Here is a 12,408-nt window from a genome sequence, read left to right on the forward strand (position 1 = left end):
GGACAGATTTTAGCTCATAAGCTTGCACACGCGGAGCGTTCAAACCAGTCAAAGTCTTTCTCTGTAAAGGTTTTAGGCTTTTTCGGCAAGCCCTAAATACGCACAAACAGCTCGACTATACGGGCAACAAAAGACCCCGACTCCCTGAGGTCATCTCTGGAACTTCTAGGGAATCAGGGTTTGAAGTAACCAATCACCGATCGATCTCAAACCTAAATCAAAAAAATGAGGAAATTCTGAAAACAGCCGGAAAAACTAGGACTTTCCCGCACGCAGAAACCCGGTTTGTTAACATAATTGCCAGATTTTAGCAAGAGAATGAGAACTAGAAACCAGTTTCTGAGCCTCATCCGGTTTTAATGCCCCCCTTAGGATCGGAATTAAATAATTTACACATATTTGTGGGATGGGCGTCGGGCCCGTCTTTTCTGGACGGGCCCGACGCCCATCCCACGACTTAATTCCTTAATTCTTCAGTCGGCGCAGGCCGACTTTGTTTGTGTAGACGCGATTTCAATCGCCGAATTTTTCCTTAATTCTTCAGTCGGCCCAGGCCGACTTCGTTTTACAAGACGCGATTTCAATCGCCGAGTCTTTTCTTAAAGCAACGTTTCCCAACCCAGAATTCCCGCAACTTGCTGCGCCAAACCCAAAGGATCGAAAGGCTTAGCAATCACCCCCGCTACCGGCAAATCAGCAAACTCGCTCAAATCCATCGCCTGCACCTTAGCAGTCAGAAAAATCACCGGAATCCCCCGAGTAGCCGCATTTTTTTGCAGCAAACCAAACAAAGTAACTCCGTCCATATCAGGCATCATCACATCCAGCAGAATAGCGTCAGGGACTTCAGTTTCAGCTAAAAGCAATCCTTGGCTGGCCTCGGGCGCAATCAGCACCCTGTGGCCGCCTAAATGTTCCAGACAAGCCTGAATCACGCTGCAAAGGTTTTGTTCATCATCGATTACCAGAATGCGCTTTGCTGACATAATTAAAACCCAAATTTTAAATTAATCATCCTAAACCGAAACAAGACTTACGCACGCGAGATGCACCTACTTAAACCGAGAACTAAAAAATCTAAATATATCCTTCTCCTTGGTGTTTACTTAATAGTAAAACCTTTGTATCTCTGGTTTGTAGCCGAAGCCCGATCCCCCTAAATCCCCCGTATAGTCGGGGGACTTTGATTTATTTCCAGTGCCCCCCTTTTTTTGGGACGAAAGAGAACGCTCTTGTCCCCCCGATCCTCGGGGAGTAAGGGTTGACGAAAGAGAAGACTCCAGTCCCCCCGCAACGATTCGGGGGACGGCAAAGAACGCTCTTGTCCCCCCCTTAAGAAGGGGGGTTAGGGGGGATCTTGGTCTCACCGTCTAACAGTAGATCCGTACTGCATAAAACTTGAAGTTGACACCAATAGACCTAGCGGTGAAAAGTAAGTCTGGAACAGGCATCCTGCCTGTTCCACAATAATTATTCCAGAGGTTTAATCAACCCCCTTCCCCATCAAGCGGTGCAGGAACTGTGAAATAGAAACTCGTGCCCTCTGAGACAACACTTTCGGCCCAAATTCTGCCGCCGTGCTGCTGCACGATGCTGCGACAAATAGCCAAACCCAAACCCGTACCTCCTTTTTGCCGGGAGTCAGAAGCATCGACCTGTTGAAACCGTCCAAAGATAGTTTCTAGTTTATCAGCAGGAATCCCCCGCCCTCGATCTTTGACTTCAAATAAAACCCGAGCGCCCAAATCTTCAACCCTGACAGTTACTATACACCCCGGAGGCGAAAATTTAATCGCATTGCTCAACAAATTTACCAGCATTTGCACAATCCTGTCCGGGTCAGCCCAAATTTGTGCCGGCGCAGGCAACACCGACAAATCAATGTGATTTTCAGCAGCCAAAGACATCACAGCTTCCGCAGACTTCCGCATCAAAACCTGCGTGTCGCACCACTGCTTAACAATGGTAACTTGACTGGATTCTAGCCGCTCTAAGTCAAGAATATCGTTGACCAAACGCACTAACCGTTCGGTATCGCTCGACGCAATGTCTAACATCTGTTTGGCAGTTTCCGGTCGATCTTTGAGCACCCCAGCCGCCAGCAAACCTAAAGAACCGCGGATTGAGGTCAGCGGCGTTCGCAGTTCGTGGCTGACAATCGAAATAAACTCATTTTTCATTTTTTCAATTGCCCGACTTTCTGTGATATCTATGACTGTGCCGACGTAACCGATTAGTTGACCTCTGTCGGAAAAAATCGGAGCTGTTTTTGCTCGACCAAACCGGATTGTTCCGTCTGGCTGGATGTGGCGGAATTCGCAGGAAAATTCCCCATCTACCGATCGCGATTCCGACCACTTAGACTCAATTAGTTTGAGGTCTTCGGGGTGAACAAACTGCATCCAGCCGTCTCCTAAAGCTTCTGCTGCTGTGAAACCACCAATTGCTTGGCAGCGCGGATTTGTATAGGTACATTTCCCCTCAGCATCGATTTTGAAAATGCCGACGGGGGAACTCTCGCTCAGAGAGCGAAATAAAGCTTCGCTTTGCCGGAGTTCTGTTTGAGAAATTTCTAGTTCTCGGGTGCGCTGCAAAACTCGCATTTCTAACAGTTCGTTGAGCTGTTGGAGGGCTGCTTCAGCTTGTTTGCGATCGCTAATATCGCGCTGCACTGCTACCCAATGGCTAAACCAACCAGTTTCATCTGCGATCGGCACAATGCTCAATTCTACCCAAAATTCCGTCCCGTCTTTGCGGTAATTGATCAAGTCAACCCGCACCGGCTGCCAGGTTTCCAAAGCTCTCCGAATGCGATCGAGATTTGCCCTATCTGTTTTTTCTCCTTGCAAAATGCGCGGCGTTTTGCCCAAAACTTCTTCTAGCGTATAGCCGCTCATCCGCGTGAAAGCTGGGTTGACATACAGAATTCGCGGGCCCGGTTCGTCAATCGGTTCAGCTTCCGTAATTAACACGGCGTCGTTAGTCGTGGTAACTACTAATTCTAACAGGCGCAATTGTAATTCTCTAGCTTTGCGATCGCTAATTTCTCTAACAGTCCCCACCATCCGCACAGCTTCGCCCGTTTCGCTGTAAAAAAACTTACCTTTTCCCTCCATCCAGTGAATGCTGCCGTCGGGCCAAATCACGCGGTGTTCGTGACAGAAATCTCCTCGCTGGGCGAGCGCCTGATTCCTAGCACTCTCCAAAGCTTTTAAATCTTCCGGGTGAATGCAAGCTGCAAAACTTTGATAAGTTCCGTCAAAAGTTCCCGGAGCCAACCCAAACAACTCCTCGTGTTCCCTCGACCAAACAATGCGATTTTTCTGCACGTCCCAGTCCCAAAATCCGATTTTGGTAGCCGACAAAGCTAACTTGAGCTGCTGGTTGATTTTCCGCAACTCAATGCTAGCAATTGCCACTCGCAGTTCTCGGGCGATTTCGATTTCGCACCCCTGCCAAGGCAAAGATTTTAACCTCACAGTTTCTTGCCACAACTCAAAGGAAGTGCGAGGAGACATCACTGGGGTGCCATCCGGTTTAAATTCAATTGGCCAGTCTGGTTTACCTGCCCAGTTGACAGTTTGAATTGCTTCGGGACGGAACCACAAAATGTAATAATTTTGCATCTCGGACATGGCAAGCACCAGCAAACCGCTAGCAACTTCTTTAAATTTAGCGGATGGTCGATACAGTTTTGAGAGACAATCTGTATGAAAAACATCATTCTTATTTATTTGAGTTTTTATCCACGCAATTAAGTTTTTGATTTCTGCCAATTCCGGGGTTTTGCCGATGGCGATTAAATTTTCATTGGCACACACAACTCCACCGGTAGCGCCCACTAAGGCCAGCAATTCATCTCGGGATTTAAGTAAACCTTCTACAAAGCAGTTTTCTTGAGAAATTTCTGTGATAAATTTATGGCAAATTTCTTTTAAAGAAATTGCATAGTCCCGGTCTTCGCTATCTTGTTTGTAGCTGAGCTCTAGATTCACAAACTTTGCTATTAGTTCGCAAGCCGTTCTTGTTTCGTAGTTGACATACTTTGGTGTTTGGTGGTGACAGGCGATCAATCCCCAGAGTTTTCGATCTTTGATTAATGTCACTGTCATGCTAGCGCCAATCTTCATATTTTTGAGATATTGAAGGTGGCAAGGGGAAACTGTTCTCAACCAGGAGAAGCCCAGATCCAGGGGGATCCCGGTCAGCGGATTGCAGTCAGGAATTAGTTCTACAGGCTGATAGTGAAGATCGGGAATAAACCGAATTAAATTCATGCTGAACAGCTTTCTTGCCTGCGGGGGAATATCGGCAGCCGGATAGTGCATTCCCAATAAAGAAGCCAAATTTTCTGCTTTGTCTTCGGCGATTACTTCCCCGGCACCGGTGGCATCAAATTGATAGACGATCGCCCGATCGAACCCGATCGTCCTCCGCACCTCTTCTACCACTGTCTGACACAGCACTTGCAGGTTTGGCGTGTTGTGGATTTTGTCGATCGGCTCTTGGACTAAATGATAAGAATTGAAACAATTCCCCGCTTTTGGGGCAACAACCTGTTCTAGTTCCACAATTAATAATGAACTTGATTGATGCAGCCTCCCCTGAAAAAAAGACTTGCGGTTTTGACCTGTGAATGATAAACTGATATAGTTACGTTGATGGTCGTTTTCAACCAAAGCTTTTTCAACAGCATCAATTTCATCAAGCTCGACAAATTCATGTAAAAAATGGCCCACAAGTTCTTTCGGGTAAATGCCGATCGCCTCAAAAGTATTGTTGCTAACTTGCAAAATTTTCAACACAGGAGATTCCAGCACCAACAGGATGCCGTGAGGTTGAATCGAAGCCGGGTCATAAATTAATTCGCAGTCGCTGTTATTGTCAGCGCCTGTATCTGAGGTTAATACCATTGCTTTGATGTGATTGTGAACAGTTATCTAAATTAGCCTGTATTGTTAAATGACCGGGCTCTCCATCCCTCGACGCCACCGCGTCCGAATCCTAGAATCTAATAATCCCAAGTTTTGGCGAAAGCTTACCTGCGCCCTGAAGGACGCCCGCTGCATCATTAGATGTCAACAATCGCCTAAAAACCTTTGTATCTATCGTTTACCGTTGAGGCTCGATCCCCCTCGCATCCCCCTTCTTAAGGGGGACGAAAGAGAAGACTCTTGTCCCCCCCTTAAGAAGGGGGGTGCCAGGGCGATCGAGGGTCTGAAAACCTTTGTATTTCTCGCTTGTCGCCTAGTCTCGATCCCCCTCGCATCCCCCTTAAGAAGGGGGACTTTGATCCGCCCTCGCATCCCCCCTGATAGTCGGGGGAATCTGACTCTCTTGTCCCCCCCCTTAAGAAGGGGGGTTAGGGGGGATCGAGACTAAGCTAGAAGCGAGATTTGTCATGTATTTGGGCCGAGAATCGACACTAAACTGTCAACTGTTAACTGTCAAACGATTTTAGATTTTGGATTTTGGATTTTGGATTGGGGATTGAAGATTTTTGATTGTCAACCCTCAACCCTCAACCCTCAACCCTCAACCCTCAACCCTCAACCCTCAACCCTCAACCCTCAACTCTCAACTCTCAACTGTTAACAGTCAACTGTCAGATTACCGCTGTGTCAGAGCAAGTTTGTGCCGGAGTTGAGTGCGCTCCAAACGATTCAGGATGCGAGCAATCAATTCCGGTTCCACGATCGGCTTATTCACGTAGTCATCAGCACCCGCGACAAACATTTGACGCACAGTTTCCGACTCGGAATGAGCGGTCAAAAATAGTACGGGAAGCTTGCTCCAGCGCAAATCGTTCCGCACCGCCAAACAGAGCTCGATACCACTATAACCGGGCATCTCCACATCTAAAATTAGCAAATCTGGACAAGTGGTTTCTAGTACCTCCCAGAACTTTTCGGGCCGATCTAATGTTGTGACTTGCAATCCCCAAGGTTGTAGAATGATTCTCAGTGCCGCCAACAAATGCACGTCATCATCTACCACCATAACTTTGGCTTCAGCAGCGCCTGTCTGGTCGAGAACCTGGGCGACTGCTTTGAGTATATCTGCTGGGGGTATAGATTTGTGTAAAAAGCCGGAAGCTCCCAAACGAGCAACTTCAATTCGATCGCTCAATTGATTGTTACCGCTAAAAATCATCACTGGAATATCTGGTTTTGCAGTGCGGAGTTCGGCTAGGAAAGTAATTCCGTTTTCCTGAATTCTGGAAAATGTCAAATCCAGCAAAATCGCGTCGGGAGGCTGTTGAGAAATTGCGCTTCTTGCGGATTGCCCAGATGTGGCAACTTCTATCTCAAAGCCCGAACCGGATGCTGCTGATTTTAGTCGATCGCTCTGCAAAGTATCATCATCCACGATCAGGATGCGGCGCTTTTCGGAAACCGCAGCAACCAGCTCGTTTTCAGGTTCCGGCGGGCGATCGAAGATTTGTTTGAGCAAATGCAGAAATTCCTCAATCTGCTCAGCAGTCCCCGGTTTCCAGATGTTTTCAGTCTTGAACAACTGTTCGATTTTGCGCGCAACTTCCGAACCTTTCGGCAGCCCTAAAGTTCCCAAAGAACCGACTAATTTGTGAGCTTGCTGCTGGGCTTCGAGCCGCAGTTCGTTGTCCAAGGTTCCGGTTTGCAGTTGGGCGATCGCGCGATCGAATATCCCCACCTTTTCGATAAAATTAGCTCTTAACTTGCCCCGAATTTCCGCAACCACACTCAGGACTTGGAGGCGGCGCTCGTCATTGCTTAATTCCTGGCTTTGTGCGATCGATTCAGCAGATACATTTTCTTGACTTTTAGCAATTTCTAAAGTGGCCGGGGCAACCTTTGGACTCTCAATCTCCTCCGGCAGACTTTTGAGCCGGTAGCCCAATCCGTACACAGTTTCCACTAAATCTACAGTCATCCCCGCTGCTTTCAGCTTGTGCCGCAGCCCCTTGATATGAGCCGTTACGGCTTCTTCTTGAGGAAATTCGCCCGCCGACCAAATGCGATCGAGAATGGCACTGCGGCTGAAAATGCGCCGGGGATTTCTCAGGAAAAGTTCCAGCAGATTGTACTCTTTGGGAGTCAAATGCAGAACTTTTTCGCCATAAGTTACTTCCGTAGTGTCCGGGTTGACTTGCAGTTTTTCCCAAGTCAAAATTGTACTCGACAAACTTGCCTTCCCCCGGCGCAGCAAAGCCCGAATTCGAGCAATTAATTCTTGGAGATTAAAGGGTTTTACCACATAATCGTCTGCACCCGCTTCTAAACCTTGGACTCGATCGTTACTGCTATCTAGCGCTGTCAGCAGTAAAATCGGCATTTGGCAGCCGGACGATCGCAATTCCCGACACAAACTAATACCGTCCAGTTTAGGAATCAGCACATCCAAAACAATCAAGTCGTAATCGTAGGCTTGCGCCAACTGCAAAGCTGTTTCGCCGTCTTCTGCCGTATTCACATTGTAATTGTGAGCGTTCAGCGCTCGCGTCAGCAAATTGATTGTAATTGTGTCATCTTCTACTAGCAAAATTTTCATAAGCCCAGCCTGTGATTTGATTAATATTTGTGATTTTAAATCCAAATCTTGTGATTGAAATAGCGTTGCTAAACTCCTAATTTATTGCTATTAAGCTCCCCAAACAAATAGTTTATTTTCAAATCGTAAAATTGTTACTTTTATTTTTTTCAGACCAACCGCCAAGACGATTGTGAAGTTCTTGAAACACGAGCTTTTTTCCAGATATCGCGACAATAACTCAAGGTCTCTTCCTTTTTTATTTTCCTTCTCCTATATATATCGCAAAATTCAATCAGAGGAGCGCTGGAATTTTAGGGCTTTTTCGACTTCAGCGCCTGCTGAATTTTTTGAATCAGATATTGCGATGAATCTTGCTGCTTAACTTTGTCTTCCCACTCAGAAACTACAGCTTCAGCGTCTTCTATATCTTTAACTAAAGTATCAGCAACAACACTTTTTTTAAATTCCAATTTTTCTTTGATGGCGGTCGGTGAATTGAAATCTTTTTCCCCTATTAATTCCTCCAACTCTAACAAAGCCATTTCCGCACGATCGATCTTGATGGTCACAGATTTAGCCACATTAGCACCCGCTCTTGCTGCCTCCGTGAGTTCGTGAACGCGAAGTTTAAACCGGCTGGCAATTTGCTCGATTTGAGTCCCCAATTCAAAAGTTTTACTTGCCAGTCTGCCAATTTCCAAACTCACTTTGCTCAGACCGCTGGGCTGATTTCCCATTTGATTGGTAACTACAGCCACCTGTACTGCTAAATGCCTGACTTGTTCGATCGCCTCCCCGATGGTTCGGGAAGTGCGGTTAACCGTTTCTAGATCGTTAGCGATTGCTTTGCTAACACCCAAAATTTTATCTGTATTGTTGCAAATAGAATTAGCACCTTGAAAAGTAGCTTGAAATGCTTGGCGACCTTCCGAAGAAATTAGCTTCGCAATTTTCACAAATCGCTGATTCATTTGAGCAATTTCTTCAGCTTGTTTGACCAGTGTCACTTGCTGGGGACTCGGAGTATTCTGGATTTTTTGGCATTGACGGTGTTGGGATTTTAACAGCTCCTGGCATTCATAAAATTTTGCCTGTTCTTGTTGAATAATTCCCAGATATTTCTGTCTTTCTACTCTGTATTTTTGAATAAGCTTGTTAGCTTGATCTAAAATTTTAGACTGGGCAATCACCAGAGTACGAACGTCCAAAAGGCGGAAACTCTGATTGTCCATTACCACAATAATTGGTTCGTAAATTAAATCTTTATGCCTGTTGAAAGACGCTTGCACGGCATCCTCAACTTTCCAGTTTTCCTCCATCAGCAAAGGCGGTATTCTCATAAAATCTAACAAGGCTCGAATCGGGTGCTGCCCGTAAAATTCTACGCGCTCGGGGAGACTCATTTGCTCTCGAAATTTGACGCGAGAAATCATGCCCAATACCTGGGATTCGTGAGTAATAATCACTCCAGGCAGGTCTGGTTCTTGCTCGAATCTTTGCGCCACTACCTGTCCTGGAGTTGCAGCACTCACTTGGAAGTGGTGACACGGCAGATGTCCGATCGTGAAATCGGGGGTGAGTTGAGTTGGATTGCTCATTTACCCGGATAGTGTTAAGTAGAAGTTAACAAATTATATATTGATATTATACTGGAATAAGATTGTTTAAAGTAATGACAACTATAGGGAGAAATCAGCTCTTTGGCTCGCGGGCCTGACGACAGCCTGCCTTCTGACCGCCCAAAAACGGATACAAGCCCGCGACTTAAGTTGGGAGCAGCCCAAAATTTTAGCTCGAAGTTCCTGCTCCGGTGATTCACAAAGCTGCAAGTAAATCTAAAACTTGTACTGAGCGAAGTCGAAGTATCTAAAATCTAAAATCGACTGACTTTTTTCATCTCAAGTCTTTTGGAGCGGCCGCGTCTGCTGCGCCCCTGGTTCCTTCCCCAAAACAGCGGCATTCATATTTTGTCCTTTAAAACAACCGGGAAAATACCTAGATTGAAACCAAAAACCTTAAATCGAACTTTGCCGATCGCAACCTTTGAGGCTGCTTACCAGTTGTTACAGCAAATGGCTGAACTCCCGGGGGCGATTTGGCTCGCCGACGATGCGATCGCCAATCCCGAAAATGGGGAAGGAAACTCGTCCCAAAGGTTTGCAGCAGTGGTATCGGATCGGTTTAGCGCGCTGCTGCGGGGCGAGGTATTAGATGAGTTGGCAACAAACAAACGCAAACACACTGAAAAACATCTCACTTCGCAATTAAATGTGGAGTTGACTTTCGATCCAGGGGCGATCGCCAATTTCCTCTCTCCCCTCGCAGGCAAACTCGCAGAAATAACGCCCGCACCGCCAAGACAAATTGACATTCGCGCCCTCAAACAAGCAATTAACAACATACAGCCCAACTCCGCCGTTTTGCAAAGCGAATTCACCCTAAATTTGCTGGATATTCTCGCTACCGATACCAGCAAAAACAGTCGCCCGCCCCTACAGGTACCAACAGAAATAGAGGGAAATTCCGCACCCAAACCGATCGCTCCAGAAACGCTACAGCACCAGATTGCCGAAGCCGTCAATCACTTACAAATTGCCAGTCCCTGCATTTCATTTTGTCAGCCTGTGGAAGATGCTTTGCAGCAGCAGCTAGAACAAGAGCGACTTTTGAATCAGGTGACAACTCAAATCCGCCAGACTTTGGAATTGCCAGTAATTTTGTCAAAAGCCGTTTCGAGAGTGCGAGAGTTTTTGGATGTCGATCGCCTGTTAATTTATCAATTTGAAAAAGTGCCAGCGCCGCACAATGCCGAATTACGTAAAGAAATACCTCCCCAGTTTTCTGGATCTGCCGAAGTTAAAGTAAATTCCGGTTCTTACTTGTATTTAGGCCGCGTCACCTACGAATCTTTAGCCAGCGATGCTATCTCGTCTGTACTGAATTTTAGTGAAGGCGCCCAGTGTTTTCCCAATGGAGTCATTGACAGAGAGAAATATCGCAAAGGTTTGACTTTGTGCGTCACTGATGTGGAAATAACTTACTCTTCGCACCATTGTTTTTTAGAGTTGATGCGGCGGGCGAAGGTGCGCGCGAAGTTGCTAGTGCCGATCGTAGTTCAAGACGAATTGTGGGGGCTGCTAATCGCCCACCAGTGTACTGTGTGCGAATGGGAAGAAAGCAAAAAAACATTTTTGCGGCAAATAGCAGAACATTTGGCGATCGCCATTTACCAAGCCGAACTTTATGCAGAAGTCCAGCAGCAAAAGTGCACCTCAGAACAGCGCGTCATAGAGCGCACGCAAGAACTGCGCGAGGCCCTCGCCGCCGCCCAGTCCGCCAGCCTCGCCAAAAGCGAATTTTTGGCAGCTATGAGCCACGAATTGCGGACTCCCCTCACCTGCGTCATCGGCATTTCCGACACGCTGCTGCGGTGGTCTTACGGCAAAGTTGGCACCAAACAAGTGCCAATTGCCAAGCAGCGGCAGTACCTGCAAACAATCCGGGACAGCGGCGACCACTTATTAGAATTAATTAACGATATTTTAGATTTATCGCAAGTAGAAGCGGGAAAAGCCGTATTAAAAATCAGTGAATTTTCAATTTCTAAATTAGCTTCTCAGAGCCTGTACGCCCTCAAAGAAAAAGCTGCGGCTAAAGGCGTGGAACTAATGCAAGAACAGCGAATTAAACAAGAGTGCGATCGCTTCATCGCAGACCCCCGCCGCCTGAGACAAATTCTCTTCAATCTCTTAGGAAATGCAATTAAATTTACTCCAGAAGGCGGGCGAGTCGTCCTGCGAGTTTGGGTAACAGAAGATAAAAATCGCACGCCGGCAGTGCGGCAGCCCGGTACTGCACCCCCCGGTAGCACCGCTGTTTTTCAAATCAAAGATACCGGCATTGGAATTCCCGAAGATCAGCGATCGCTCTTGTTTCAAAAATTCCAGCAGTTAGATTCTCCCTACCGCCGCGAATACGGCGGCACCGGTCTGGGATTGGCATTAACAAAACAGTTAGTAGAGCTTCACGGCGGCGCGATCGAAGTCAACTCTACAGTTGATGTCGGCTCTACTTTTACAGTTTCTATACCAATCCAAACTAAAAGCAAAGATGAATCCACAAAATTTAAATATGAAAAATCTAATTCTTCTTTACCGCTGCACTCTTCTTCTTTGCGCGGCAGCATCGTCCTCGTCGAAGAAGATGAAGAAACTGCCATGCAGATTTGCGATATCCTGACAGCAGCAGGACTGCAAGTAGTGTGGATGATTGAAGGTTCGGCGGCCGTAGAACAAATTGAACTTTTGCAGCCCAATGCTGTGATTGTAGATATGCGTTTGCCCGGGATGAACGGCTGCGAAATAATTCAACAACTGCGCCAAAAACCAGCTACTGAAAATCTCAAAATTCTGGCTTTAAGCGCTAAGGAAATTCCTGCGGATGAAATATCTTTTGTAACGGCGGGAGCTAACGATTGTTTGGCGAAACCAATTCACCCCGAGCAATTGCTTGACAAAATTCTTTCTTTAATGGCCGGGATTAATGGATGATGGGGCATTGGGCATTGGGAAGAAGGCCAAACAGGTCATTGGGCATTGGGGATTGGGCATTTAATATAATTGAGTTTTTGTGGTGATTATGGGAAGACCTGATTTTGAGGAATTAGAGGTTTATAAGTTGGCGGAAAGTTTGGCGAATCAGATTTGGGAGATTGTTAAAAAATGGGATTACTTCACAAAAGATACGATGGGCAAACAGATCGTTCGGTCTGCTGATAGTGTCTGTGCTAATATTGCTGAAGGAAGAGGTCGTTATAGTCACTAACCCCAGCTATCAAGGTATGAGGCTTGGAAGAGGAAGATTCACCACCTTCTTAATCTGAGACTAAAACAGTGT

At 46.5% G+C, this 12,408-nt stretch carries 6 protein-coding genes; 2 read left to right on the plus strand and 4 right to left on the minus strand.

Annotation, left to right across the window (positions count from 1 at the left end; genetic code table 11):
- Nucleotides 1–599: 599 nt before the first annotated feature.
- From JGK39_RS25600 to JGK39_RS25615, 4 genes are all read right to left on the minus strand, one after another.
- Nucleotides 600–986 (minus strand): response regulator, encoded by a 387-nt coding sequence (locus JGK39_RS25600; RefSeq protein WP_293254543.1) that lies wholly within the window; start codon nt 984–986, stop codon nt 600–602.
- Between the two features lie 501 nt (nt 987–1,487).
- Nucleotides 1,488–4,913 (minus strand): PAS domain S-box protein, encoded by a 3,426-nt coding sequence (locus JGK39_RS25605; RefSeq protein WP_293254540.1) that lies wholly within the window; start codon nt 4,911–4,913, stop codon nt 1,488–1,490.
- 697 nt (nt 4,914–5,610) lie between these two features.
- Nucleotides 5,611–7,530, minus strand: coding sequence for a response regulator (locus JGK39_RS25610; RefSeq protein ID WP_293254537.1), 1,920 nt, complete (start codon nt 7,528–7,530; stop codon nt 5,611–5,613).
- A 293-nt stretch (nt 7,531–7,823) separates the two neighbouring features.
- Nucleotides 7,824–9,110, minus strand: a complete 1,287-nt coding sequence (locus JGK39_RS25615) for a chemotaxis protein (protein WP_293254534.1) — start codon at nt 9,108–9,110, stop codon at nt 7,824–7,826.
- Between the two features lie 402 nt (nt 9,111–9,512).
- Between JGK39_RS25615 and JGK39_RS25620 the strand changes: the two genes are divergently transcribed.
- Together JGK39_RS25620 and JGK39_RS25625 are read left to right on the plus strand one after the other, a co-directional pair.
- Nucleotides 9,513–12,062 carry a GAF domain-containing hybrid sensor histidine kinase/response regulator gene (locus JGK39_RS25620; protein WP_293254531.1) on the plus strand — a complete coding sequence of 850 codons (2,550 nt, stop codon included), beginning with the start codon at nt 9,513–9,515 and terminating at the stop codon, nt 12,060–12,062.
- Between the two features lie 88 nt (nt 12,063–12,150).
- Nucleotides 12,151–12,336: a four helix bundle protein gene (locus tag JGK39_RS25625; RefSeq protein ID WP_363318846.1), complete on the plus strand. Its 186-nt coding sequence runs from the start codon at nt 12,151–12,153 to the stop codon at nt 12,334–12,336.
- The last annotated feature ends 72 nt before the right edge of the window (nt 12,337–12,408 follow it).

It is taken from the genome of Microcoleus sp. PH2017_12_PCY_D_A, from assembly GCF_020738565.1.
In the GTDB taxonomy this organism is placed as follows: Bacteria; Cyanobacteriota; Cyanobacteriia; order Cyanobacteriales; family Microcoleaceae; genus Microcoleus.